The sequence below is a fragment of the Massiliimalia timonensis genome (assembly GCF_900186585.1).
GTDB lineage: Bacteria > Bacillota > Clostridia > Oscillospirales > Ruminococcaceae > Massiliimalia > Massiliimalia timonensis.
In genome coordinates this window covers 837,034-862,578 of sequence record NZ_FYDD01000003.1, presented here as the reverse complement: position 1 = coordinate 862,578, position 25,545 = coordinate 837,034, and the positions used below count along the sequence as shown (strand labels likewise).

Sequence of the window (25,545 nt, the reverse complement as noted above, 5' to 3'; positions counted from 1 at the left end):
GATAAGTAGGTGTCACGATTGAATCACAGCCTGGAACAAATTTTTGGCAATTATATTCAGGAAAAGGAAAAATATCAGATATTTTTAACAGATGGCGAGATCCTTCAAATAGAGATCGACCGGGACGCAAATTTAGTGATCTGTACTGTCAAGCTGACCCAGGTCATTGACTGGAGGCTTCGGACAGAACTGGAACGGGATCTAAAGCAGGCGCTTCATCTAAACCGATTTGCATTTTTAGTGAAATACCGGCCGGATTTGTTTAACGAGGGTTATTTTGAACAGATCAAATCTATTTTAAAATCGCGAGTCAGTGTTATAAACGGGTACTTTGACAATGCGGTTGCTACATATGAAAATAAGATATTGAGCATTGAACTGAAAAACGGAGGGGAAACGATTTTAGAACAGGTCAATGTCAGAAAAACGATTTCTGATTTGATTTACGACGAATTTTCAATCCGGGTCGAGGTGGTATTTACCGGAAAATTAAGCATGACTCAGGAAGATGTTTCCAACATTATGCCGGAGCTGCCGCCGATCGATTATACAGCCCCTCCGCCGCCTGCACCGGTTGATTTTGGCGCTCCTCCGCCGCAAGCCGCATCGGCACCTTCTGTTCAAAGGAGTGCGGCAAAACCTATGTCACGCCCGTCTTCGCGGCAGGTCGTGCGGTTTCATGGTGCTGATCTGCCGTTTCACGCGGAATCTGCGGAACTGATCGTAGGTCGTCCGATCCGGGAAAAGCCGATCGACCTTTCACAGGTATCTGCGGAATCGGGACATGTTGTGGTCTGGGGCGAAGTTTTTGCAGTCGATTCCCGGCTGACTAGACGGGAAGACAAGATTATTTTGTCGATCGACTTTACGGATTACACTGGTTCCAATACCTTAAAGATTTTTGACGACGTCAAGAAAAAGGACGATTATGACAAGCTGAAAAAAGGCTCATATATCTGGGTAGACGGAGACGCAAGCTTTGATAAATATGCCAACGATGTCACCATCCGTCCGCGCAGTATTATGACGGTTCAGCGGGATAAGAAAAAGGACGAGGCAGCTAAAAAACGAGTAGAGCTGCACCTGCATACCAATATGTCGTCGATGGATGCTGTTGCAAGCGCGGAAAAGCTGATTCAAACCGCATACGGCTGGGGACACAAAGCAATCGCGATCACTGACCACGGAGTGGTGCAGTCTTTCCCGGAAGCGATGAATACGGTGGATAGTATCCGTAAAAGCGGCGGGGATTTTAAGATTCTTTACGGGGTAGAGGCTTATTTTGTAGACGATTGCGTTGATGTTGTTGTGGGGCAAGACGACCGCAGCCTTGATGATGAGTTCATTGTTTTTGATACGGAGACCACTGGTTTAAGCCCAGCGACAGAACGGATGACCGAAATCGGCGCCGTACGGGTAAAAAACGGGGAGATCATCGAATCATTCAATACCTTTGTGAATCCAGAAAAGGCTATCCCGCATAAAATCGTGGAGCTGACGGGGATCACCGATGAAATGGTTGCGGACGCACCCAAAGAAGCTGATGCTCTCAAGCAGTTTCTGGAATTCTGCAACGGCGCGCCGTTGATCGCGCATAACGCGCCGTTTGATATGAGCTTTATCAAGGCGGCCTGCGGGCGTGCGAAGATCAACCGGGAGTTTACCTCGATCGACACAGTACCGATCTGCCGCCAGCTTTTGCCGCAGCTAAAAAAGCATAAGCTGGATATTGTTGCCAAGGAATTGCAGGTAGGGGATTTTAACCATCACCGTGCCTGTGACGACGCGGATACTTTGGCTAAAATTTTTGTAAAGCTTGCCCAGATGCTCAAGGAGCAAAAGCAGGTTTCTACACTCCAGCAGATCAATACCGCGCTGGCTGGGGCTGACCCGAAAAAATTAAGAACCTATCACCAGATCATTCTGGTAAAAAATCAGGCGGGACTGAAAAATCTGTACCGCTTGGTTTCTTACGGCCATTTGGATTATTTTTTCAAAAAACCAAGGGTTCCTAAAAGCGTTCTGACAAAATACCGGGAAGGGCTTTTGATCGGAAGCGCCTGTGAAGCAGGTGAGCTGTTCCGGGCGATCGTAGACGGGAAATCTTGGAACGAACTGTGTGACATTGCCAAATTCTATGATTATCTGGAGATCCAGCCTTTGGGGAACAACGAATACATGGTCCGCGAGGGGATCGTGCCGGATCATGAACGGTTAAAGGAATTTAACCAGACGATCGTAAACCTTGGAAAAGCCTTGAATATTCCAGTTGTCGCTACCTGTGACGTTCACTTTTTAAATAAAAACGATAGTATTTTCCGGGAAATTTTAATGGCGGCGATGAAATTTAAAGATTTTGCAAACCAACCGCCCTTATATCTGCGCACCACAGAGGAAATGCTGAAAGAATTTGATTATTTGGGTGAGGAAACCGCCTATGAAGTAGTGGTGGAGAACACCAACCTGATCGCGGATATGGTAGACGGGGATATTCGTCCCATTCCAAAAGGAACCTACACTCCGGAGATCGAAGGATCAGAAGAAGAACTGCAGCGGCTGTGCTATGAAAAGGCAAAGCGGATGTACGGCGATCCCTTGCCGGAATTGGTAGCCAAGCGTTTGGAACGGGAATTGACCTCTATCATCAAGCATGGTTTTGCAGTGCTTTACATGATCGCGCAAAAGCTGGTATTCAAATCCGAGCAGGACGGCTATCAGGTTGGCTCCCGTGGGTCTGTAGGCTCCTCTTTTGCGGCAACGATGTCCGGTATTTCGGAGGTGAACCCGCTGCCGCCGCATTATCTGTGCCCAAATTGTCAGTACAGTGAATTTATTACGGACGGCTCTGTGGGGTCAGGGTTTGACCTGCCGGAAAAAAATTGCCCGAAATGTGGTACGCCGCTGACAGGCGACGGGCATGACATCCCGTTTGAAACATTCCTTGGATTCAACGGGGACAAAGCGCCTGATATTGACTTGAACTTTTCCGATGAATACCAATCACGGGCACACCGGTACACAGAAGAACTATTTGGAAAAGACCATGTATTTAAAGCGGGAACGATCGGCACTGTCGCAGATAAGACCGCTTATGGCTTTGTGATGAAATATCTGGATGACGTGGGCCGGGTGGCACACAAAGCGGAGGAAAACCGCCTGGCGATCGGCTGCACCGGGGTGAAGCGGACCACGGGCCAGCATCCGGGGGGAATGGTCGTTGTGCCGGACCGGTATGATGTATATGATTTTACACCGGTACAGCATCCGGCGAATGATACCAATTCCGATATTATCACCACCCACTTTGACTTCCACTCCCTGCATGATACGATCCTGAAGCTGGACGAGCTGGGGCACGTTGGTCCGACCCATTATAAACACCTAGAGGATTTAACGGACACCAGTGTAACTGATGTCCCAATGAATGATCCAAAGGTGTACAGCCTGTTTACCTCTACAGAAGCGCTGGGTGTGACGCCGGAGGACATTTACAGTGAAACAGGGACGTTCGGCCTGCCGGAAATGGGAACGAGTTTTGTCCGCCAGATGCTGGTGGACGCGCAGCCCAAAAACTTTTCAGACCTGCTGCAAATTTCCGGCCTTTCCCATGGAACGGATGTATGGCTTGGGAACGCTCAAGACCTAATCAAAAACGGCACCTGTACCATCAGTGAGGTGATCGGGACGCGTGACAGCATCATGACCTACCTGATCCATAAAGGCTTAGAACCGGGCATGGCGTTTAAGATCATGGAGATCACCCGAAAGGGGAAAGCGACAAAGCTTTTGACCGAAGAGCATCTTTCTGCAATGCGGGAACACAATGTGCCGGAATGGTATATCGACAGCTGTATGAAGATCAAGTACATGTTCCCAAAGGCGCACGCTGCGGCTTACGACATCGCTGCGGTACGGCTTGGCTGGTATAAGATTTATTACCCGCTGGAATTTTACGCCTCTTACTTTACCGTACGCAACGGCGATTTTGACGCTGAAGAGGCCGTGAAGGGAAAATCGGCGGTAAAATTCCGTTTAGAGCAGCTTTTGCACAAAGGGAATGAAAGAAGCGTGAAGGAAGACGACGAGTTCAATATCCTGCTTATCATCAATGAAATGATCTGCCGGGGATTTGAATTTTTGCCGGTAGACCTGTATCATTCCGATGCGACGCGGTACACCATTGAAGACGGAAAAATCCGCCTTCCCTTTACTTCTTTAAAAGGGCTTGGCGAGGCTGCCGCCCGCAATTTGCAGGAAGCGGCGAAAGAGGGTTCCTTTATTTCGATTGACGAGGTACAAAACCGCGCGGGGGTTTCCAAATCGGTCATTGAACTGCTGGAAAACATGGGCGCGTTTGGCGACATGCCTAAAACTGCGCAGGTAACCTTTTTTTAATCAGACAGATAAAACAAATTTGATTAAAACACTTGATTTTATTATATTAATATGGTAAAGTGATAGCATAACAAAGCGGAGGAACGAAGATGGATAAAAATAAACTGATCACCCCGGAGGGGACAAAGGATTATTTATTTGAAGAAGCAGTTTTAAGAAGGCAGATCGAAACAGCCTTAAAAACTTCTTTTGAGCTTCGCGGCTATCACGAGGTGGTAACGCCCAGTTTGGAATTTTTGGATGTGTTCACAGCCATGGAAAACAGTATTCCTGTGGAGCAGATGTATAAGCTGGTAGATGCAAAGGGAAGGCTGATGGTTCTGCGGCCGGATTCCACCATGCCGATCGCACGGCTTGGGGTGACCCGTTTAAAAAATGAGATGCTCCCTTTGCGGCTTTACTACAACCAGTCGGTGTTTTCTGTAAATAAATCCCTGCGCGGCCGCAGTGACGAAATCATGCAGACCGGGATCGAGCTGATCGGCCCATCGAACCAAAAAGCAGATCTGGAAGTACTGAGCACCGCCATGCGGGCCTTGCAGGAACTGAAAATTGAGAATTTCCGCATGGAGATCGGCCATATTGGGATCTTCAATGCGCTGATCTCCTCCCTTGCAGTGGAGGAGGAAAAGAAAGAGCTGATCCGTCAGCTGATCCAGTCCAAGAACTATCCGGCTTTGCAGGATATGCTGGATGAGCTAGAAGACACCGAAGAAGTATCGCTTTTAAGACAGCTTCCGCGGTTCTTCGGCGGAGCAGAGGTCTTTACACAGATGGAAATGATGGTGACAGACCCGGTTATTTTAGGACTGCTTGCTTACCTGAAAGAATTGTATCAGCTCTTGTCCCAGATGGGGATGCAGGAGCATATTACAGTGGACCTTGGTATCGTCAACCGCACTGATTATTATACGGGTATCGTCTTTAAAGGCTATGTGGAAGGCTATGGGGAAGAGGTGCTTTCCGGCGGCCGGTACGACGGTTTGTTTCGTGCTTTTGGGGAGGACTGGGGCGCCGTCGGGTTTGGCGTCAACGTGGATTCCGCAGTGAACGCTCTGCTTTCGGTACAGGAACACAAAATTTTGCCGATTTCTGTTTTGGTCTATTCAGAAGCAGGGTATCAAACAGCGGCGTTTGCCCATATCCAGGAGCTTGCCGCACAGGGGATCAGCTCAGAATACAGCCTTTCCGACACCAGAGAGGAAGCGCTTTTGTATGCTAAACAAAAGGCGATCGGCCGTGTAGATATTATTTCAGAATCAGTAGATGTGCTGTATTGCGGGAAAGGGGAATAACAGAATATGCGTCCGATTAGAATTGCCCTGACCAAGGGAAGACTGGAAAAAGATACGATTAAGCTGTTTGAAAAGCTGGGGTTTGACTGTGAACAGCTTCACAATAAAGGCCGCAAGCTGATCTTACAGATCCCTGACGCCAATTTAGAGATCGTTTTGGCAAAGGCGGCCGACGTGATCACCTACATTGAACACGGCGTCTGCGATATGGGGGTCGTGGGAAAGGACACGATTTTAGAGTATGGCGGCACTTTTTTTGAGGTAGCCGATCTGGGCTTTGGAAGATGTAAATTTGCCTTAGCCGGGAAAAAGGGCGAGGATTTTTACGCGGGTTATGCGGAAAAAACGATCGCGACAAAGTACCCGAATGTTACGCACCAATTTTTTGAATCCAAAGGAATGGATGTCAAGATCGTAAAAATAGAAGGGTCCGTAGAACTGGCGCCTTTGCTGGGGTTGTCTGACGCGATCGTTGATATTGTGGAAACAGGCTCTACCTTAAAGGAAAACGGGCTGGAAGTTTATGAGGACGTGACGGCGATTTCAGCCCGGCTCATCGTGAATACAGTCAGCTTAAAGCTTCGCAAAGCGGAAATCGAAACTGTTATCAATTACATTGAGAAGGCTTTGGCTGAGTAACGGAAAGGAAGATACATCATGATTGAGATCATTAAAGCGGATGGGACCGCAGAACAAAATTATATGAAGCTGCTCAAAAGCAGGAGCACCCAAGTTAGTAAGACTGTGACGGAATCTGTTTCAAAAATCTTAGAAGATGTACGGGAACAGGGAGATCGGGCGCTGCTGGCATATACTGAAAAATTTGACGGGAAGCTCCCCAAATTTATTGAAGTGCCGCGGGAAGAGATCAACGATGCGCTTTCTGAAGCAGATGAAGATTATGTTAACGCGCTTTTAAACGCCATCGAAAATATCTCCGATTTCCACAACCGTCAAAAACAGCAGAGCTTTATCAATCCGAAACAAAATGGAGTGATTTTAGGACAGCGTATCCGTGGGTTAAAACGGGTAGGGATCTACGTGCCGGGTGGAACGGCGGCTTATCCATCTTCCGTGTTGATGAACGCGATCCCGGCTAAGATCGCTGGGGTAGAAGAAATTGTGATGGTGACCCCGCCTTTGTCGGACGGGACTGCTAACCCTGATATTCTGGTAGCCGCCGCCCTTTGCGGAGTAGACCGGGTCTTTTTGCTGGGCGGGGCGCAAGCCGTGGCCGCGCTGGCATACGGCACCGAATCTGTGCCAAAGGTAGACAAGATCGTAGGACCGGGGAACATTTATGTCGCGACCGCGAAAAAGCTGTTATACGGCACGGTAGACATTGATATGATCGCCGGGCCTAGCGAGATCCTTATTTTAGCAGATGAGACCGCGCCGGCCAGTTATGTGGCGGCTGATTTAATGTCCCAGGCAGAGCACGATGTCCTAGCCTCCGCTATTTTGGTAACGACTTCTGAAAAACTGGCCAAGGAAACGGTCAAGGAACTGGAGCGGCAGGTAAAAGAACTCTCCAGAAAAGAGATCATCGAGCGTTCCTTGCGTGATTTCGGCGTTGTTTTTGTTTGCGAGCAGGTGGATTATGCAGTAGAACTGGCAAATGAGTTTGCGCCGGAGCATCTGGAAGTGATGATGCAAAATCCTATGGAATACATTGGCAGGCTGGACAATGCAGGCTCGGTTTTCCTAGGAAATTACGCGCCGGAGCCATTGGGCGATTATTTCGCAGGACCAAACCATGTTCTTCCGACCAGCGGAACAGCGCGCTTTTTCTCCCCGCTGTCTGTGGATGCTTTTATTAAAAAATCCAGTTATATTTATTATACAGAAGACGCCCTTCGCGAAGCGCATGATGATATTGTCCTGCTGGCAAATAAGGAAGGGTTAACTGCACACGCCAATTCCATTATCGTCCGTTATCAGGATTAGGGCTGAGGGGGGCTAACGATGAAATATGATCTGCCGCAGAATATCAAGGACCTGACGGCATATGATCCGATTACAGGGAACTTTAAGATCCGGCTGGACGCCAATGAATCTTATGTTCCTTTGGAGTCGCTTCAATTGCAGGCCTTTGCAGACGCTTTGCAGGAAATTGAATTTAACCGCTATCCGGATTCTGGCGCGAACCGCCTTTGCGAGGCTTTTGCTACCTATTATGGGGTAAACCGGGACTTGGTAACTGCCTTTAACGGTTCTGATGAACTACTTTCCATTTTGATTTCTGCGTTTTTGGGGAAAAACGGGAAACTGGCTGTGTTTGAACAGGATTTTTCTATGTACAGGCTTTATGCTCAGATTTACCGTGCTGATTTGGAGGTTCTGCCAAAAGAAGACGATTTGAGTATCTCTGTAGACCGCACAATCGGTCTGCTCAGGGAAAAGGGCGTTACCATGCTCCTTTTCTCCAACCCATGCAACCCGACCTCATTGGGGCTTAGCCGGCAGGATGTCCTGCGTCTGGTTACCGAAACAGAGGCATTGATCATAGTAGATGAAGCCTATATGGACTTTTGGGATCAGTCGCTCCTGAAGTCTGTGGGGAAATACGATAATCTGATGATTTTGCGTACCTGTTCCAAAGCAGTTGGACTTGCTTCTTTACGGCTTGGCTTTGCCGTTGCGCCGGCAAAAATTACTCAGGTGCTTAGAGCGGTCAAATCCCCGTATAACGTCAATACGTTGTCCCAGGTATTTGGACAGCTAGTACTGGAAGGCGCAGAATATTTAAAGGAAGCAGCGGCAGAGATCATTGAAAACAGGAAATGGCTGCAAGCACAGCTTCAGGAACTTCTTGCCTATGATGAGATAGAAGATGTTTACCCTTCTTGTACAAATTTTGTATTCCTCAAAGTAAAGGGCAGCAAACAAATATATCAAGCGCTGTTAGAACGCTCCATCGTGGTGCGGGAAATGTCCCCATATCTGCGGATCACCGCTGGCAGTGGGCATGAAAACCGCGCCTTGATCCGGGAATTAACAGATATTTTAAAGGGGGAAGCAAAATGAGGAATGCGGCGTTGAACCGGGCTACCCGGGAAACGGATATTTCTGTGGATCTGAATTTGGACGGGATCGGCACCGCAGTGATAGACACTGGAATCGGTTTTTTTGACCACATGCTGACAGCCCTTGCCGTACACAGCGGGATCGATCTTTCCGTCACTGTGGACGGGGATTTGGAAGTGGACTGCCACCACACCATCGAGGATACCGGGATCGTGATCGGTATGGCCTTAGGAAAGGCGCTGGGCGATAAGTCCGGGATCTGCCGTTACGGGACTGCGTTTATCCCGATGGATGAAGCGCTGGGCTTTGCCTGTCTGGACATCAGCGGCCGGCCGTTTTTGGTGTTTGACTGCGATTTTTCTTCCCCTGCTATCGGGGAGATGGACACCCAGATGGTGGAAGAATTCTTCCGTGCTTTGGCGTTTCAGGCCGGGGTCACACTGCACTTGCGCTGTGAATATGGGAAGAACGACCACCATAAAGCGGAAGCGTTATTCAAAGCGTTTGCCCATGCGTTAAAACAGGCCGTGGCCGATAACGGGGGAGGCGTGCTTTCCACCAAAGGCGTTTTATAAAAGGAGTACAAGATTCATGATTGCGATTATAGATTACGGGGCGGGAAATTTATTCAGCGTGAAGAATGCTTTGACCTACCTTGGCCTGCCTTATCAGATCACCAATGATCTGGAGGAGATCCGCAGGGCTGACAGCTATATCCTGCCAGGCGTCGGGGCGTTTCCGTTTGCCATGAAGATGCTCCGGCAGACAAATTTGATAGAAGAAATCAAGAAGCAGGTAGTGGAAAAGCCCTTGCTTGGGATCTGTTTAGGGATGCAGATGCTGTTCGAGGAAAGCTATGAATTTGAACGCTGCTCTGGGCTTTCCCTCATTCCCGGAAAGGTAGACCGCTGGGATGCAGGCGGGTTAAAGATCCCGCATATGGGATGGAATCAGCTGTCTGTCAAACAGCCTGAAAATCCCTTGTTAAAAGGGCTACAGGAAGGGGACAGCGTTTATTTCGTCCACTCCTATATGGCTTACCCGAAACCGGAACACCTTGCAGCTTTTTGTGAATACGGCGTACAGGTACCGGCATTGGTTTCTAAAGGGAATGTTTATGGCGCGCAGTTTCACCCGGAAAAAAGCGGAGAAGTGGGCCTACAGATACTGCGTAATTTTGGAGGGCTGACCAAATGATTATTTTACCTGCGATCGATATTAAAGACGGAAACTGCGTCCGGCTGTTAAAAGGGGATTTTGGCACAGTAGAAAAGGTGGCGGAAGACCCGTTTCAAACAGCGGCCGGGTTTTTAAAAGCAGGGGCCCGGTACCTGCATATGGTAGACTTAGACGGTGCCAAAGATGCGAAAATGGTCAACCGTGATCTGTTTACGTCCCTTGCCAGGGAAACCAGCTTGAAAATCGAATTAGGGGGCGGGATCCGCACCTTAGACGCGGTGGAATATTATTTGGCAAACGGTATTGAGCGGGTCATTTTAGGCTCGATCGCTGTGAAAAATCCGGAATTTGTGGAATTGGCTGTCAAAGAGTATGGGGACAGGATCTCGGTTGGAATTGATGCGAAAGACGAAATGGTGGCTACAGAGGGATGGCTCGATACCAGTGACGTCCATTTCCTGACATTAGCCAAAGAAATGGAAAAAATGGGTGTAAAGAATATTATCTTTACAGATATTTCTAAAGACGGGACCCTTTCCGGGCCAAATTTGGAACAGCTTCGTGCTATCCACGAGGCGGTTTCCTGTGATATTACTGCCAGCGGAGGGATCCGGGACATTCAGGACATCCGCAATTTAAAAAGGCTTGGCGTTTGGGGAACGATCTGCGGGAAATCTATTTATAAAGGCACCCTGGATTTAGAAGAGGCGATTTTACAAGCAGCTAATAAGGGGGATAGCATATGTTAGCAAAACGGATCATCCCATGCCTTGACGTACGGGACGGAAAGGTAGTAAAGGGAATCAACTTTGTCGGCATCAAAGAGGTGGGCGATCCGGTGGAATGCGCGAAGGAATATAACCGCCAGGGCGCTGACGAGATTGTTTTTTTAGATATTACAGCTACCCATGAGGGCAGAAAGACAATTTTAGACGTCGTGGAACGCACGGCGCAGGAGGTCTTTGTTCCGTTGACAGTCGGCGGCGGGATCAACTCGATCGAGGATTTTAAAAATACACTGCGCGCGGGTGCGGACAAGGTTTCGGTCAACTCCGCCGCGGTACGTGATCCAAATTTGATCGCGCAGGCCGCAGACCAGTTTGGGAACCAGTGCGTGGTGGTAGCGATCGACGCCAAGCGGATCGACGGCGCCTTTCATGTGGTCGTCAACGGCGGGCGGATCGATACTGGCTTAGACGCGGTTGAATGGGCAAAAAAGGCGGTGGCTCTTGGAGCTGGAGAAATTTTATTGACCTCTATGGACACAGACGGGGTCAAAAATGGTTTTGACCATGAACTGTTAAACGCAGTATGCCGGGAGGTATCCGTTCCGGTGATTGCAAGCGGCGGATGCGGAAAACTGGAGCATTTTCGGGAGGTATTTGAGGAGACCCCGGCGGATGCGGCCTTGGCTGCTTCTTTATTCCATTACAAAGAGCTGACGGTGGGACAGGTCAAGGATTATCTGCATCAAAACCGTATTCCAGTCCGGCTGAGCCGATAAACAGGGAGGAAAGACTTTGGAAAATTTAGAACGTTTTTTTCTGAAATCAGATTTGATCCCGGCGGTCGTGGTGGAAGAGAAAACCAGCGAAGTGTTGATGCTGGCTTACATGAACCGGGAAAGCCTGAAAAAAACGCTGGAAACCGGCTATACTTGGTTTTACAGCCGTTCCAGGCAGGAACTGTGGAACAAAGGGGCGACCAGCGGGCATCTGCAAAAGGTACTGAGCATTACGGCGGACTGCGATGACGACACGCTGCTTGTCAAAGTGATCCAAACAGGCGCGGCCTGCCATACCGGGAGCCATTCTTGCTTTTTTAAACCGTTATGGAACGCGAAGGAGGAACAGTAATGAAAATAGAAACGATCGAAGGCTTGTACGAGATTATCCGGGAACGGAAAGAACACTATGAAGAAGGTTCATACACCTGCTACCTCTTTGAAAAGGGTCTAGATAAGATCCTGAAAAAATGCGGGGAAGAGTGCACTGAAATGGTGATCGCAGCTAAAAATCAAGATCGCACAGAATTGTCCAATGAAATGAGCGATTTGATCTACCATATGCTGGTACTGATGGTAGAAGCAGGCCTAACATTAGATGATGTGGGCGTTATTTTAGAGGAAAGAAGACAAAAGACCGGAAACCTGAAAAAATTCCATGTAGTCGATAAAAATTCTTAAAATTCATATCCCTTTGCATTTCAAAATATAATTAAGATAGCTGACAAGTTGTTTCCCTTCACAAAGAGGAACGACCTGTTTTCTTTGATATTTTGGAATTGCGGAGGGTTTTTGTTTATGAAGGAGTTTTTTCTGTCGCTCAACGACGCCGTACACAGCCTGATCTGGGGGCCGGCCATGCTTTGCCTTTTGCTGGGGATCGGCGTTTATTATACGCTCCGCACAGGTTTTTTCCAGCTTCGTTTCTGGAAAACGATTTGGCGTTGTACGGTCGGCGGGTTGCTTCGAAAAAAAGTCCCTTCTCAAGCAAAGGGGCAGGTGTCTTCTTTTCAGGCGGCTGCCACGTCGCTTGCTGGGTGCATTGGCACTGGGAATATTGTTGGGGTGGCGACTGCGCTTTCCAGCGGGGGGCCGGGCGCTTTATTTTGGATGTGGGTCAGTTCCTTTTTTGGAATGATTTTAAAATATGCAGAGATTTTGCTTGGCGTGCATTTTAAAAAGAAAAATGCAGAAGGCCAAATCGTTGGCGGCCCGATGTACTATCTTTCGGTTGGCTTACGGCAAAAATGGCTGGGCGGGATTTTTGCCTTTTCCTGCATTTTGGCCTCTTTTGGGATCGGGAATATGACGCAGGTCAACTCCATCACCCAGTCTTTTTCCGATATGGGAAATGCGGGACGCTTGCTGATTGGCGTTCTTGTTGCAACGCTGGTCGGCCTGGTCGTTTGGGGAGGGATTTCCCGGATCGCCAAGATTTCGGCGGTGACGGTTCCGTTTTTCGCATTTTTTTATCTGGCTGGGACGATTTTGATCTTAGTGTTCCGTGCTAATGAAATTCCGCACGCATTTACCTCTATTTTCACAGATGCGTTCCGGTTTGAATCAGCAGGTGGTGGGATATTGGGGTACCTCACCATGAATGCCGTCCGCTTCGGCTTTTCCAGAGGCGTTTTCTCCAATGAGGCGGGAATGGGGTCCGCGTCGATCGCACATGCCGCTGCGGATAGTTCCAATGAAGTAGAAGAGGGGATGTGGGGGATCTTTGAAGTGTTTTTTGACACCCTTTTGATGTGTACGATCACCGGGCTGGTGATCCTGACTACCGGTGTTTTGGAAACCGGGCTGGATGGGGCGCAGCTGACGGCCGCCGCCTTTTCTTCTGTCTTTGGAAGCTCTTTTTCCGGGTATTTTTTAACGATTTCTATTTCCATGTTCGCCTTTGCTACTCTGATCGGCTGGTACTATTATGGGGAAAGCTGTGTAAAATACCTGTTTTCGCATCGTCCTAATATGCTGTTGTGGTACCGTTTTCTTTACCTTAGCTGTACAGTGCTGGGAGCTGTGATGGAATTGCAGGTGGTTTGGAAGATCAGCGATACCTTTAACGGTTTCATGGTTTTACCGAACCTGATTGGACTGATCTTTTTAAGCGGTATTGTTGTGAGAAAGACAAAGGAATACGAATGTCTTTACAAGAAAAACAAAAAAGTTTTGAAATGATTTGGAAAATTATCCTAAAAATGTACTTTAATTGTGGAGTAATATTTTAAACTTTAAATAAAAACAGAAGAATATCAAAGAAATTAAAAGATTTTTCGCAGTATTTTTTATTATTGTTGGAAAAATAGGAAAATAATGTGTTTTTTTCTTAAAATACGCCTTGTGTCTTTGTGGGATCCATGATATAGTGTACACGTTTAATGTACAAATGTTTTTAGGTGGTGGACTGATATGGACATGGAACCACAGCTGATTTTAGTAGATGCTTCTGTGCTTCCCGGCGTTTTTTTTAAGGTGCTGGAAGCCAAAAAGCTGCTTTCCAAGGGGATTGCAAAAAGCTCGACAGAGGCCTGCCGAATGGTAGATGTTTCAAGAAGTGCTTTTTACAAATATAAAGACTGTGTTTTTCTATATGAAGAAAAAACGACTAAAAAGACGATCACGTTATATCTGCGCCTGAGCGATGAACCGGGAATGCTGTCTTCGGTCCTTTCGGTCTTTCATCGTCACCATGCCAACGTTTTAACAGTGAATCAAAATCTTCCGGTCGATGGGGTCGCGGATGTGACTATTACGACACGGGTCAATGAAAAGAAGACGAACCTGACGGAACTGAGGCAGGACTTGCGGAAGATTTCAGGGGTAGTAGAGTCAAAACAAATATAATAACAGAAAGGCTTGAGGGGCAAAATGATCAACATTGCGGTATTAGGACACGGGGTGGTTGGTTCCGGAGTGGTAGAAGTAATTGAGACCAATCAGGAATACATCGCAAAAAATGTGGGGGACAACGTCTATGTAAAGCGCATTTTGGATTTAAGGGATTTTGACGTACCCTATGCGGATAAATTTACGAAAGATTATGCGGATATTTTAAATGATCCGGAAATTTCTATTGTAGTTGAAGTGATGGGGGGGATCAACCCAGCCTATGACTTCAGCAAAGCGGCTTTAAGACATCAAAAAAGCGTGGTTACCTCCAATAAAGAACTGGTAGCGGCAAAAGGCGCCAAGTTATTGAGGCTTGCAAAAGAAAACAATGTCAATTACTATTTCGAGGCAAGCGTCGGCGGCGGGATCCCGATCATCCGTCCGCTCCATTCCTGTCTGGCGGCGAATCAGATCGATGAGATCGCCGGTATTTTAAACGGTACCAGCAACTTTATCCTGACGAAGATGATCTCTGAGCAAATGCCGTTTGAGGACGCTTTAAAAATGGCGCAGGCTCTGGGCTATGCGGAAAAAAATCCCACTGCTGATGTAGACGGGCACGACGCCTGCCGCAAGATTTGTATCCTTGCTTCTTTGGCATACGGAAAGCATATCTATCCTGACAGTGTTCCGACACAGGGGATCGGCGAGATCACATTGGAGGATGTCGACTATGCTGAAAGCAACGACTGCGTGATCAAACTGATCGGCAGAGTGAAGAAAGTGGACGAGCAGGGGCATGTTTTATGTATGGTAAGCCCTGCGCTGTTACATAAACAGAGCCAGCTTGCAGGAATCAGCGATGTGTTTAACGGGATCTTGGTCCGCGGGAACGCGACAGGGGACGTTGTATTCTATGGACGGGGCGCCGGGAAACTGCCGACTGCAAGCGCTGTGGTGGCAGACGTTATTGATGTTGCTAAAGCCAAAGGCACAACAGCGGCCCTGACTTGGGAGGATGACGGTGTAAACTATGTAGTTGATTACCGAAACACCCGCTGTGATTACTATATCCGTTTGTCTGCCTGCGATACCGATAAACAGCAGGCTGTCAAAGAAATCCAGAAACAGTTTGGCGAGGTCAGATATTTGTCACGCCCCAAACAGCCGGAGAATGAACTTGCATTTGTGGTAAATGATATGTTAGAACGGGATCTTTTGGAGAAAGAGCAGATCCTGTCCGCGGAAAACATTTATCTGGTCAATAAGATCCGTATCTTGAATTATTAAAGGGTGGCTTCGTCTATGTTAAAAATACAGATCCCTGCTACCAGCGCAAATCTGGGCGCAGGATTCGATTCTCTGGGTTTGGCGGTCAACCTGTATAACTATGTGTGGATCGGGAAAAGCGACCAGCTTGAGATCTCTTCTGTTGATGGGATCGAGGTCCCCACTGACGAGAGCAATCTGGTTTTCAGCTCTGCGAAGCATTTGTTTGATTTATGCGGAAAGCCTTTGACTGGAATGAAAATCCGGCAGGAAAACAATATCCCGATGACCCGGGGGCTTGGAAGCAGTTCTGCCTGTATCATTGCGGGGCTGTACGGGGCAAATTTGATTTTAGGTTCTCCGTTTAACACCGATGAATTGGTGGATATTGCGGCGAAAATCGAAGGGCACCCCGACAACACCACACCGGCGTTGCTGGGTGGGATCGTGACATCAGTCTACGAAGAGAACCGGAGAGTCCATTGGGTCAAACAGGAAATTTACCGGCATTTGGATTTCTTTGCCATTGTACCGGATTTTGAATTGAGCACCACCTTTGCCCGCCAATGCCTGCCGGAACAGGTGAGCCACATGGATGCGCGGTATAATCTGGCGCGGGCGGCGTTATTTTCTGCCTCTTTGCTGCAAGGGAAATACGAGAATATCCGGATTGCGGTTACAGACAAGCTGCACCAGCCTTACCGAATGAAGCTGATTCCCCATGCACAGGATGTTTTTGATAAAACTTACGCTTTGGGCGCTTACGGGACTTATATCAGCGGGGCGGGTCCCACCTTGATGTCTATCGTCAGCACTCAGAATTATGGCTTTGAACAGGAAGTTCGCCGTTATCTGGATGAATTGGGGCTTTCAGCATGGAAAATATTCAAATTATCCATAGATAACCTAGGCACAAGAGTTGCGCTAGAATAATAGATTGATAATAGAAAATTCTTTTTCATTACATAAATTTAGGAGGTCAATCATATGGGTTTGATAGTTCAAAAATTTGGAGGTTCATCAGTTGCCAACAAAGAGCGGGTCTTTAATGTTGCCAATATTATTACCGAAACCTATGACAAAGGGAATAATGTGGTAGTTGTCGTATCGGCACAGGGCGACACAACAGACGATCTGATCGAAAAGGCGGCGGAGATCAATCCAAATCCGTCAAAAAGAGAAATGGATATGCTGCTTTCTACCGGGGAACAAATTTCGATTTCATTGCTGGCAATGGCGATTGAAAGTATGGGATATCCGGTCGTTTCCTTGACCGGCTGGCAGGCAGGCTTTGTCACCAATTCCCAATACAGCGACGCCCGTATCCGCCGGATCGAAGGGGAACGACTCCACCGGGAATTGGATAAGAAAAATATCGTGATCGTTGCAGGCTTCCAAGGCTTGAACCGCTATGATGATATCACGACCTTAGGACGCGGCGGTTCCGATACCAGTGCGGTTGCACTGGCAGCATCCCTGCATGCCGACCTATGTCAGATTTATACCGATGTTGACGGCGTTTACACAGCTGACCCAAGACTTGTGCAGAATGCCGTTAAGCTTGACGAGATCTCTTTTGATGAGATGCTGGAGCTTGCCACCCTTGGCGCGCAGGTCCTGCACAACCGTTCTGTAGAAATGGCAAAAAAATATAACGTAAAATTAGAAGTATTATCCAGCTTAGAAAGAAAACCGGGAACACAGGTTAAGGAGGTAATCAAAATGGAAAAAATGTTGATTAAAGGGGTTGCAAAGGACGACAATATCGCGCGGATCGCATTGATCGGGCTGCCGGACCGTCCGGGTATCGCGTTCCAGGTTTTCACCACCCTTGCAAAGAAGAAAATCAATGTTGACATTATCCTGCAGTCTATCGGCCGTGATGGAACAAAAGATATCAGCTTTACTGTTCCGCTTAACCAGAAGGATCTGGCTTTGGAATGCCTGAAGGAGGAAAAAGATTATATTCAGGCTCAGAATATTGAAATGGATGACTCTGTTTCCAAAGTATCTATCGTTGGCGCTGGGATGCAGTCTAACCCAGGGGTCGCTTCTAAAATGTTTGAAGCCTTGTATGAGGCCGGGATCAATATCCGCATGATCTCTACCAGTGAAATCAAAATTTCTGTGCTGGTAGATTCTGAAAAGGCAAAACAGGCAGTCGTAGCGATCCACAATGCATTCGATTTCTAATAAAAATTTATTTCGTACCATTATTTCAAAAATGAAATAATGGTACGTTTTATAAGGAGAAAGTAATGATTCGGTATGTTGGATTTGATATGGATGGTACCTTAGCGGATACTTTGACAGACGCGACAGATGCGGTGAATTTTGGCTTGTCACAGATCCACTGCCCGCCAAGGAGCGAGGAAGAAGTGCAAAGCTATATGGGGGACAGCGTTTATGAATTGATCCGCCGCGCGATGGCCCCGGTTGAAGACGAGGATTTGCTGGTGCAAGCGAAACAGGGGTTTGATACATATTATGAAAAGCATTTCTGTGACAAGACACACCTTTATCCCGGCATCCATGAACTGTGCAAAAAACTGACTGAAACAGGGATTCAGTTGTTTGTTTTTTCTAATAAACAGATTTTATTTGTGCAGGAGATGCTGCAAAGGCTGCTTCCGGAATTCTCTTTTGCGGCTGTTTTGGGGAACCATGAGAATTTTCCGCCCAAACCGGACCCACAGCAGTTTTTGTTGTTTCAGGAAAGGGAGGGCTTTTCCTCCAGGGAATGCGTTCTGATCGGGGACAGCAATATCGATATAGCTACAGCGCACCGTGCTAATATTTATTCTGTGGGCGTACTGTGGGGATATGGCGAACGTAAGGCTTTTCTGAAAGAAAAAGCGGATCTATACACCGATTCTGCGGAAGAAATATACCAATGGATTACAAAACAATAAGAAAAGAACGCCTGATGTTACGCAGGCGTTCTTTTCTTATTGTTTGCGCATCGCAGATCTTTATGATATACTGGAATGGAAGAAAAAACGACAGGAGGCCCCTTGTGAATTATCAAATCAACTTTCAAAATTTCAAAAATAATTTTTCTCTTCCAAGCCTGGTTGTCGAGGATCTGCAACATATCCCTTCCGACTACCTGAAGGTCATCCTGCTTATTTTTAAAAGTCCCGACAAGGAGTACAGCGTTTCGCTGCTTTCTAACCTGCTGAACTTGCAAGAGGAGGTAGTCACCGCCTCGCTGCAGTACTGGATCGAAAAAAAAGTACTGCATGTTACCGAACGCTCTGTCCCAGAACAACAACCTGCTGTACATATGGTGCATACGGCAAAACAACCGGCGGTTTCCTCTCTGAATGATTCAGAACTGCGCTTTTTAATTGGGGAAATGGAACAGATCCTGGGCCGGACCGTGACCTCGACCGATATTAAAACGATTTCCTATATTTATGAATACTACCGTTTGCCGGCGGATGTGATCATTATGGCGATCCAATATGCGGTAAAAAATGAAAAACGGGATATCCGTTACATTGAAAAGGTCTGTATCAACTGGTATGAACAGGGAATCACCAGTCACACCGCCGTAGAAGAGTTTTTAAAACGTGTGACTGATTATCAGCAAAAGGAAAAGCAAGTGCAGAAGCTGCTGGGGATCGCAGACAGAAAATTGATCCCATCTGAGGAAAAATGGATTCGCATTTGGCTGGAGGAATACCATTTTGAATTAGATGTGATCCAGCTTGCTTATGAACGCACCGTAAAAAATACCGGCAAGGCGGCGCTTGCTTATATGAATAAAATTTTACAAAATTGGCATCAAAAAGGGCTTCATACGTTGGAGCAGATCGAGCAAAAGGATGGGGGAAAACGTCCTGTAAAAGAAGGGGATTCTGAAAAATCCTATGACATCGATCTTTTGGAGCGCTACTGGGATAATGTCCCCACATTGGATTAGAGGTGAACATTCCATATGACGAAACGAGAAATTTATGAAGCGGCATATCATGTGCTGGATCAGAGGCGTCAGGAGGCGTTGATGGACGCAAAACGCAGGAGAGACCTTGCACTGGAGAAGATTCCGCAGATTTTGGATCTGGAAGACCAGATGGCGCAATCGACCATCAAACTTACCAAGCTGGTTCTTTCCCATTCTGCGGATATTTCAGAGATCATGCCTAAAATAGTCAGTGAAAACTTAGCGGTACAGGAAAAAATTGCAGATCTACTGCAATCCCATCAGTTGCCCAGAGATTTTTTAAAAACAAAATTCCACTGTGAAAATTGCCGGGATACAGGTTCGGCGCAAGGGGAACGCTGTCAGTGTTTTAATACGCTGGTACGTCAGATCGCCGCAGAAGATTTTAACCGTTCCACCCATATGACCCTTTGCCATTTTGACGATTTTAAACTGGGGTATTACCAAGGGGAAGATTTGGAGACCATGTCGAAGATCTTTGATTTTTGCAAGCTTTATGCGGCGGGTTTTTCCTTGCGTTCCCCAAGTATCTTGATGTTTGGGCGCACTGGGCTGGGAAAAACGCATCTGTCCCTTGCTATTGCACATGAGGCGATCCAAAAGGGATATACCGCCCTTTACGGAACGGCGCAGGACTTCTTTTCCAAAATACAGGATGAACGCTTTGGAAAAGGGGAGGAGGGTGCGAATACAACAGAAACGATTCTGGAAACAGATCTTTTCGTATTGGATGATCTGGGCGCGGAATATGAAAGCGCGTTTTACACCTCTATTTTTTATCATTTGATCAACGCCCGCCTGAATGCCGGAAAGCCGACGATCATCAATACCAACCTTTTACCTAAGCAGATCGAGAACAGATATGGGGAGCGGGTCAGCTCCCGGTTAATGACTTTGTATAAATGCCTGAAGTTCTGTGGGACAGATATTCGGCAGCAAAAGTTATGGAAATAAAAAAGCGCGGGAATTCCCGCGCTTTTTTATTCGGATTTTTGTTTTAGAAACAGCATTGACGTTACAATCTCAGCCGCAATGAGAAAACTGATTCCAGCGCCTGTTAACGAGTAGAACTCCATTCCATACAATATTGGAAACAGGGAGATGATAAAGGCGGCAATAGAACAATCAAAAAGAGCTAGAGCAAAACCGCGCCGTTGTGTGACGAGCAACAAAACAGCTAAGATCAGCAGGATACAGGATAAAACGGCGGTGATCAAAGGACCAAAATTGGCGTTTCCAAAAACCGTTAGGCTGAAATAAGAAAAGGTTTTCCGGATCTTTTCGGAAGGGGAAACTGCGAAACATAATACTGCACCAGTTGGCAAGGCTTCTAATATCAGCGCAAGGACAGGCCACAAAATTAAAAATATCTTTTTCGTTTTCATAGCTTACATGCTTCTTTTCCGTTCGTTACTTTTTAGAAGGATCATATTTGACGAATTCGATCTGCGGCTGTTCCTTGAAGCCTTCGGTACTGTCTGTTTTTAAAAAGACGATCAAGGTTTGGAAGATCAGCTTGATATCCAGCCAAATACTGTAATTTTCGATATACATCAAATCTAAAAACAACTTGTCTTTTGGTGAGGTATTATACTTCCCAACGATCTGCGCATATCCAGTCAGCCCCGCTTTTACCCGCAGGCGGTAAGCAAATTCAGGGAGCTCACGGGTATATTTTAAGACGTTTTCCATCATTTCCGGACGTGGACCTACGATACTCATATCGCCTTTTAAGATGTTGAAGATCTGTGGAAGTTCATCCATGCGGGTTTTGCGTAAAACCTTTCCGACAGAAGTGATCCGGTCGTCGTCTTCTTTCGCGGAGACGTTTTCTACATGTTCCTTCATGGTACGGAATTTATAAACCTCAAAGATCCGCCCGTCTTTTGTTGCCCGTTTCTGCTTAAAAAAGACCGGCCCATGGTCGCAGATTTTGATAGCAACTGCGGAAATGATCAAAATCGGGCTGGAGATGATCAATCCGAGCGTTGAGAGCAGAAGATCGATCATCCGCTTTACAAAACGCTGCTCAAAGGAAAGATCCTTTATAACCAGAGAAACAAAGGATTTATCATCTAATACGACATGCTTGGCATTCACTGCCACAACATCACAGATTTCCGGATTATAGTAGATGTTTTTCATGTGATCGTAACAATATTCGATCAAATAGGTACGTTCCCGGACTGGGACATCGTATAAAAACACCGTATCATTGCGGTCGATAGCAAGATAGATGTCTTCAGAGGTATAATCAATAATATCTTTGACTTGATACTGTTTTTTGTATTTTCGGATCTTTGGCAACACCTGGTTTAGGCTCTTTTTGGAGGAAGTGATAATGCATACCTGTTCTGGGGGATTCATGGTAAAGAAAATATAATTTCCCACATAAGCCCAGATGATAATAAAAATTACCTGCAACACCACAATAAGCAATAGTATTTCCGGCGCTGCAAAACGGAATGCATAGTTGTTTGCCGGGCTGGCATTCATGATACAAAACTCAAGATAAGTGATGAGGTCGGTAATGATCGTGGCCAATACCATAGAATGGATGATCGGCTTGCTTTTCTGTTTGCCGATTGCATACCCGCCGTAAACGGAAAGTAAAGCGGTGCCCAAAACCACAAAGGTGACCATAGTGATTGCGGCGGTACGGGACAATTTCAAAATATAAGGATAATCGATCGAGAAAAGCAGGAAGAAAATAGAAAACAACACAAAATATAAAAATATCTTTAATAGGAAGACAATGCTTCGCTGGAACTTTTGAGCGCGGTGTTTCAAACGTAACCCCTCCGGATCGTCATTGATGTTGATATATATTTAATTATTATATCAGTTTTGCCCGTTTTTTTCAACCACAGTAGAAGATTGTTCATCTAATGTTTTCGTAAACCCTGATAAAAATTCAGATAAAAATAATTCAACTTCCGGCAGTTCCATTTGATGAAGCGCCCTCAGCTGTGCTTCCTTTGCCACGGAAAATTCCAAATTTCCGGCTTTTTCCTCTTCCAAGCACTTGATCAGCGCCGATAATTTATCGGCAGCTTTTACCAGTACCCACAGTTCTTGGTCCTCTTTCTGGGGGATCAGCAGAGGCTCGTAATCCGGCTGAAGGTCCTGTGGCAGGAAGGAAAGCAGGGAATGGCTTGCCGTTTCCTCTATCTTTTTGTATGCGGATGTGATTTCGTCGTTATAATATTTCACAGGGGTGGGCAAATCGCCTGTAATGATTTCGCTTGCGTCATGGAATAAAGCGAGGACAGCAGCCCGATGGGGATCAGCTTCTTTTCCAAAACGCTTTTTCCGCAGTACTGCCAGTGCATGTGCCAAGACCGCCACATCAAGGCTGTGTTCGGACAAGCTTTCTTTCCAAGTGTTCCTCATCAAGCCCCAGCGGTCAACATGTTTCATCCGAAGCACCATTGAATAAAAATTATTTTCCATCCTTTTCAGCCTTTCCGCCAAGTTTTTTATTGAATTTAGTATAGTATAATTATCAGGAAAAGTCTATGTAAAAATCGTGAAAAGAATAAAAAGTTACTATGATAAAAAGTTTTCACAATTTTTCAGGAAAATTATGTTATAATAAATACTACGTTCTAAAAAGTGTTGGGAAAGGATTTCTTTGAATGAAACAAGGACTACAGGCAAAGAGAAGGATCTTTATTTTTAAAAATGATTATTGGAATATCTTTGTGATCAGTCTGATCACGGCGGCGGTGATCTTCCTGCCATTTATGATTTATGACCACGGATATTTTTTGTATTACGGGGATTTTAACGCCCAGCAGATACCGTTTTACTTACACGCGCATGACGCGGTACGAAACGGAAATATTTTCTGGGACTGGGGGACTGACCTTGGCACAAACTTTATCGGTTCTTATACCTTCTACCTGTTGACAAGCCCATTTTTCCTGTTTACACTGCTGTTCCCAAGCAATATTGTTCCGCTTTTGATGGGGCCGCTTTTGATCGTAAAATTTGCCTGCGCCGGGCTGACCGGTTTCGCCTTTTTAAAGCGCTTTACTAAAAATAACTATTATGCAATTATCGGTGCGCTGTTATACGCGTTTTGCGGGTTTAACCAGTTCAATATCTTTTTCAATCACTTCCATGAAGCGGTGATCGCGTTCCCGCTGCTGTTAGTTGCGCTGGAAGAATTTGTTATAAACGGCAGACGGGGCTGTTTTGCCTTAGCTGTGGGCTTCTGCGCAGTGATCAATTACTTTTTCTTTTTTGGGCAGGTCACCTTTACTGTCATTTATTTTGTCCTGCGGTGTTTTTCTCCGGACTTTCGGATGAATATCCGCAAATTCCTGCTTCTGTTTTTCGAGGCAGTAGTTGGGGTACTGCTGGCATGCGTGATCCTGCTGCCCTCCGCGCTGGCGATCATGGACAACCCTCGTACCAGCACCATGCATTATGGGATGGATCTGCTTTTATATAACAATGTGCAGCGGTACGGCTTGATTCTGGAAAGCCTGTTTTTCCCGCCGGATATTCCATCGCGCCCCAACTTTTTCCCGGATTCTAATTCTAAATGGTCTTCTGTTTCCGCGTTTTTGCCTCTCTTCAGTATGAGCGGGGTGGCGGTTTTTTGCAGATATGCGAAAAAACACTGGTTAAAACGGATCTTGGTCATTTGCGGGGTCATGGCGCTTGTTCCGGTGCTGAACAGCTCGTTCTATGCGTTTAACTCCAGCTATTATGCCCGGTGGTTTTATATGCCGGTTTTGATGATGTGCTTGGCGACCTGTCTTGCGTTGCAGGATGTCAAGCTGGATTTTTCTTTTGGGATCAAGTTTTGTTCTGTTATGGTCGCGGGATTCTCCCTGATCGGGATATTACCGACCAAGGATGAAGAGGGACATGTAAAATGGTTCCAGTTTGAGCCGTATCCGGAGCGCTTTTGGGCATATATTCTGATTGCAGTTCTTTCCATTTTACTGCTTTGGATCTTGTATTACCAGGCTCGTCATACCGTCGCTTTTTACCGTCAGGCGGTTGCGTTTGTCTGCCTTATTTCAGTAGTGAGCACTATGCTGATAATAGGAACGGGGAAACAGCATGCTTCCACCAATATCTATGAATTGGTGGTGGAGCAGGGGATCAAGGGGAAAGACCAGTTTGACTTGGACCAAAGCGGGTTTTACCGGGTAGATGAATATGAACTTTTAGATAATATGCCGATGTATTGGGACATGTCTACCATCCAATGCTTTCATTCGATCATTCCAGCCTCAATTATGGAATTTTATGAGGCCATTGATGTGGAGCGGGATGTCGCCTCCCGGCCGGAATTAGGAAGCTATGGACTTCGTGCGCTGACAAGCGTAAAATATCTTTTCTGCGAAACAGATGAGGAGGAAAAGCCCTCCCTTTATGGATTTGAATTGACAGGCGTACAAAATGGCTTAAACGTTTATGAAAACCAGTACTTTATCCCGATGGGCTTCACCTACGATTATGCCGCAGACAGTTCTGTTACAGAGGATTACCTGTCCTCCAGTATGGATAAGCTGATGCTCAAAGCGCTGGTCCTCTCCGATGAAGACGCCCAAAAGCATCAGGACATCCTTCCGGTGCTTCCCGCAAATGAAATGCCGGAGTTGACGGAAGAGGAATATCTAAAAAATTGTCAGGAACGCGCGGTTTCTGCCGGTACAAAATTTACCTATGATACGCACGGCTTTACCTCTGAAATCCATTTGGATCGGGAGAACCTTGTTTTTTATTCCGTACCTTATGAAAGCGGGTGGACCGCTTATGTCAATGGAGAGCCTGCTGAGATCGTGAAGGCAAACGTAGGCTTTATGGCAGTCAGAGCACCGGCTGGAGATAACACGATCACCTTCCGTTACCGTACTCCCGGATTGTATGAGGGAGGAGCAGTCACCTTGATTGGAGCGATCCTGCTGGCCGGCTACTGGCTGATGATCCGCAGATACCGGAAAAGGAACCCGCAGGCAAGGGTAAAACCACACCGGCATCGCTTGCCGTATGCGGAACAAAAGGAGATCACTCAGGCGGGAGCGGCATATATCAATGCTGTAAAATCTATCGGCAAAATACCAAAATAAGAC

At 46.6% G+C, this 25,545-nt stretch carries 23 protein-coding genes; 20 read left to right on the top strand and 3 right to left on the bottom strand.

Translation table 11 applies throughout. The annotated features are described in order from the left end of the window. The first annotated feature begins 9 nt into the window (after positions 1 to 9). The 19 genes from CIB36_RS06200 to CIB36_RS06110 all read left to right on the top strand — a co-directional run bounded on the left by CIB36_RS06200 (position 10) and on the right by CIB36_RS06110 (position 20,404). Positions 10 to 4,395, top strand: coding sequence for a PolC-type DNA polymerase III (locus tag CIB36_RS06200; protein WP_229408204.1), 4,386 nt, complete (start codon positions 10 to 12; stop codon positions 4,393 to 4,395). Positions 4,396 to 4,484: 89 nt separating this feature from the next. Next, a complete protein-coding gene (gene hisZ, locus CIB36_RS06195) occupies positions 4,485 to 5,690 on the top strand; it encodes an ATP phosphoribosyltransferase regulatory subunit (RefSeq protein ID WP_093988654.1) in 1,206 nt (401 codons plus the stop codon). A gap of 6 nt (positions 5,691 to 5,696) precedes the next feature. Continuing rightward, positions 5,697 to 6,329 carry an ATP phosphoribosyltransferase gene (gene hisG / locus CIB36_RS06190; RefSeq protein WP_093988653.1) on the top strand — a complete coding sequence of 211 codons (633 nt, stop codon included), beginning with the start codon at positions 5,697 to 5,699 and terminating at the stop codon, positions 6,327 to 6,329. A gap of 18 nt (positions 6,330 to 6,347) precedes the next feature. After that, positions 6,348 to 7,637, top strand: coding sequence for a histidinol dehydrogenase (hisD, locus tag CIB36_RS06185; RefSeq protein ID WP_093988652.1), 1,290 nt, complete (start codon positions 6,348 to 6,350; stop codon positions 7,635 to 7,637). An 18-nt stretch (positions 7,638 to 7,655) separates the two neighbouring features. Then, positions 7,656 to 8,717 carry a pyridoxal phosphate-dependent aminotransferase gene (locus tag CIB36_RS06180; RefSeq protein WP_093988651.1) on the top strand — a complete coding sequence of 354 codons (1,062 nt, stop codon included), beginning with the start codon at positions 7,656 to 7,658 and terminating at the stop codon, positions 8,715 to 8,717. Continuing rightward, positions 8,714 to 9,292 (top strand): imidazoleglycerol-phosphate dehydratase HisB, encoded by a 579-nt coding sequence (gene hisB, locus CIB36_RS06175; RefSeq protein WP_093988650.1) that lies wholly within the window; start codon positions 8,714 to 8,716, stop codon positions 9,290 to 9,292. The genes CIB36_RS06180 and hisB overlap by 4 nt, the downstream gene beginning before the upstream one ends. 16 nt (positions 9,293 to 9,308) lie before the next feature. Beyond that, entirely contained in the window at positions 9,309 to 9,914 is a 606-nt protein-coding gene (gene hisH / locus CIB36_RS06170) for an imidazole glycerol phosphate synthase subunit HisH (protein WP_093988649.1), read from the top strand. Continuing rightward, positions 9,911 to 10,645: a 1-(5-phosphoribosyl)-5-[(5-phosphoribosylamino)methylideneamino]imidazole-4-carboxamide isomerase gene (gene hisA / locus CIB36_RS06165; protein WP_093988648.1), complete on the top strand. Its 735-nt coding sequence runs from the start codon at positions 9,911 to 9,913 to the stop codon at positions 10,643 to 10,645. Before hisH ends, hisA begins: the two co-directional genes overlap by 4 nt. Then, entirely contained in the window at positions 10,639 to 11,400 is a 762-nt protein-coding gene (gene hisF / locus CIB36_RS06160) for an imidazole glycerol phosphate synthase subunit HisF (protein WP_093988647.1), read from the top strand. Before hisA ends, hisF begins: the two co-directional genes overlap by 7 nt. Before the next feature lie 16 nt (positions 11,401 to 11,416). Then, the gene (gene hisI / locus CIB36_RS06155) at positions 11,417 to 11,752 is read left to right on the top strand and encodes a phosphoribosyl-AMP cyclohydrolase (protein ID WP_093988646.1); all 336 of its coding nucleotides are present in this window, start codon (positions 11,417 to 11,419) and stop codon (positions 11,750 to 11,752) included. Continuing rightward, positions 11,752 to 12,081, top strand: a complete 330-nt coding sequence (gene hisE, locus CIB36_RS06150) for a phosphoribosyl-ATP diphosphatase (protein WP_178085660.1) — start codon at positions 11,752 to 11,754, stop codon at positions 12,079 to 12,081. Before hisI ends, hisE begins: the two co-directional genes overlap by 1 nt. A 117-nt stretch (positions 12,082 to 12,198) precedes the next feature. After that, positions 12,199 to 13,581, top strand: a complete 1,383-nt coding sequence (locus CIB36_RS06145; protein WP_093988645.1) for an alanine/glycine:cation symporter family protein — start codon at positions 12,199 to 12,201, stop codon at positions 13,579 to 13,581. A 231-nt stretch (positions 13,582 to 13,812) separates the two neighbouring features. Beyond that, positions 13,813 to 14,247 carry an ACT domain-containing protein gene (locus CIB36_RS06140; protein WP_093988644.1) on the top strand — a complete coding sequence of 145 codons (435 nt, stop codon included), beginning with the start codon at positions 13,813 to 13,815 and terminating at the stop codon, positions 14,245 to 14,247. A 24-nt stretch (positions 14,248 to 14,271) separates the two neighbouring features. Then, positions 14,272 to 15,522 (top strand): homoserine dehydrogenase, encoded by a 1,251-nt coding sequence (locus CIB36_RS06135; protein WP_093988643.1) that lies wholly within the window; start codon positions 14,272 to 14,274, stop codon positions 15,520 to 15,522. Between the two features lie 15 nt (positions 15,523 to 15,537). Next, positions 15,538 to 16,434, top strand: coding sequence for a homoserine kinase (thrB, locus tag CIB36_RS06130; RefSeq protein ID WP_093988642.1), 897 nt, complete (start codon positions 15,538 to 15,540; stop codon positions 16,432 to 16,434). Positions 16,435 to 16,488: 54 nt separating this feature from the next. Then, positions 16,489 to 17,694, top strand: a complete 1,206-nt coding sequence (locus CIB36_RS06125; protein WP_093988641.1) for an aspartate kinase — start codon at positions 16,489 to 16,491, stop codon at positions 17,692 to 17,694. Between the two features lie 65 nt (positions 17,695 to 17,759). After that, positions 17,760 to 18,413, top strand: coding sequence for an HAD family hydrolase (locus CIB36_RS06120; protein WP_093988640.1), 654 nt, complete (start codon positions 17,760 to 17,762; stop codon positions 18,411 to 18,413). A gap of 104 nt (positions 18,414 to 18,517) precedes the next feature. Then, positions 18,518 to 19,429, top strand: a complete 912-nt coding sequence (locus CIB36_RS06115) for a DnaD domain protein (RefSeq protein WP_158662598.1) — start codon at positions 18,518 to 18,520, stop codon at positions 19,427 to 19,429. 15 nt (positions 19,430 to 19,444) lie between these two features. Then, positions 19,445 to 20,404 carry an ATP-binding protein gene (locus CIB36_RS06110; RefSeq protein WP_093988638.1) on the top strand — a complete coding sequence of 320 codons (960 nt, stop codon included), beginning with the start codon at positions 19,445 to 19,447 and terminating at the stop codon, positions 20,402 to 20,404. A 26-nt stretch (positions 20,405 to 20,430) separates the two neighbouring features. On the opposite strand, the gene CIB36_RS06105 is transcribed toward CIB36_RS06110, so the two are convergent. Genes CIB36_RS06105 through yfbR form a run of 3 tightly spaced genes read right to left on the bottom strand, consistent with a single transcriptional unit; the run spans position 20,431 to position 22,903 of the window. Continuing rightward, positions 20,431 to 20,835, bottom strand: a complete 405-nt coding sequence (locus CIB36_RS06105) for a hypothetical protein (protein ID WP_093988637.1) — start codon at positions 20,833 to 20,835, stop codon at positions 20,431 to 20,433. Between the two features lie 25 nt (positions 20,836 to 20,860). Beyond that, positions 20,861 to 22,240, bottom strand: coding sequence for an exopolysaccharide biosynthesis polyprenyl glycosylphosphotransferase (locus tag CIB36_RS06100; RefSeq protein ID WP_203226432.1), 1,380 nt, complete (start codon positions 22,238 to 22,240; stop codon positions 20,861 to 20,863). A 51-nt stretch (positions 22,241 to 22,291) separates the two neighbouring features. Beyond that, entirely contained in the window at positions 22,292 to 22,903 is a 612-nt protein-coding gene (yfbR, locus tag CIB36_RS06095) for a 5'-deoxynucleotidase (protein ID WP_093988636.1), read from the bottom strand. A gap of 185 nt (positions 22,904 to 23,088) precedes the next feature. Here yfbR and CIB36_RS06090 point away from each other — a divergent pair, with 185 nt between their 5' ends. After that, entirely contained in the window at positions 23,089 to 25,542 is a 2,454-nt protein-coding gene (locus CIB36_RS06090; RefSeq protein ID WP_093988635.1) for a YfhO family protein, read from the top strand. Positions 25,543 to 25,545 lie beyond the last annotated feature (3 nt).

Coding starts and splice junctions, on each gene's coding strand:
- hisZ (WP_093988654.1), top strand. CDS start 4,485: ATGGATAAAAATAAACTGATCACCCCGGAGGGGACAAAGGATTATTTA.
- hisG (WP_093988653.1), top strand. CDS start 5,697: ATGCGTCCGATTAGAATTGCCCTGACCAAGGGAAGACTGGAAAAAGAT.
- hisD (WP_093988652.1), top strand. CDS start 6,348: ATGATTGAGATCATTAAAGCGGATGGGACCGCAGAACAAAATTATATG.
- CIB36_RS06180 (WP_093988651.1), top strand. CDS start 7,656: ATGAAATATGATCTGCCGCAGAATATCAAGGACCTGACGGCATATGAT.
- hisB (WP_093988650.1), top strand. CDS start 8,714: ATGAGGAATGCGGCGTTGAACCGGGCTACCCGGGAAACGGATATTTCT.
- hisH (WP_093988649.1), top strand. CDS start 9,309: ATGATTGCGATTATAGATTACGGGGCGGGAAATTTATTCAGCGTGAAG.
- hisA (WP_093988648.1), top strand. CDS start 9,911: ATGATTATTTTACCTGCGATCGATATTAAAGACGGAAACTGCGTCCGG.
- hisF (WP_093988647.1), top strand. CDS start 10,639: ATGTTAGCAAAACGGATCATCCCATGCCTTGACGTACGGGACGGAAAG.
- hisE (WP_178085660.1), top strand. CDS start 11,752: ATGAAAATAGAAACGATCGAAGGCTTGTACGAGATTATCCGGGAACGG.
- CIB36_RS06145 (WP_093988645.1), top strand. CDS start 12,199: ATGAAGGAGTTTTTTCTGTCGCTCAACGACGCCGTACACAGCCTGATC.
- CIB36_RS06140 (WP_093988644.1), top strand. CDS start 13,813: ATGGACATGGAACCACAGCTGATTTTAGTAGATGCTTCTGTGCTTCCC.
- CIB36_RS06135 (WP_093988643.1), top strand. CDS start 14,272: ATGATCAACATTGCGGTATTAGGACACGGGGTGGTTGGTTCCGGAGTG.
- thrB (WP_093988642.1), top strand. CDS start 15,538: ATGTTAAAAATACAGATCCCTGCTACCAGCGCAAATCTGGGCGCAGGA.
- CIB36_RS06125 (WP_093988641.1), top strand. CDS start 16,489: ATGGGTTTGATAGTTCAAAAATTTGGAGGTTCATCAGTTGCCAACAAA.
- CIB36_RS06120 (WP_093988640.1), top strand. CDS start 17,760: ATGATTCGGTATGTTGGATTTGATATGGATGGTACCTTAGCGGATACT.
- CIB36_RS06110 (WP_093988638.1), top strand. CDS start 19,445: ATGACGAAACGAGAAATTTATGAAGCGGCATATCATGTGCTGGATCAG.
- CIB36_RS06105 (WP_093988637.1), bottom strand. CDS start 20,835: ATGAAAACGAAAAAGATATTTTTAATTTTGTGGCCTGTCCTTGCGCTG.
- yfbR (WP_093988636.1), bottom strand. CDS start 22,903: ATGGAAAATAATTTTTATTCAATGGTGCTTCGGATGAAACATGTTGAC.
- CIB36_RS06090 (WP_093988635.1), top strand. CDS start 23,089: ATGAAACAAGGACTACAGGCAAAGAGAAGGATCTTTATTTTTAAAAAT.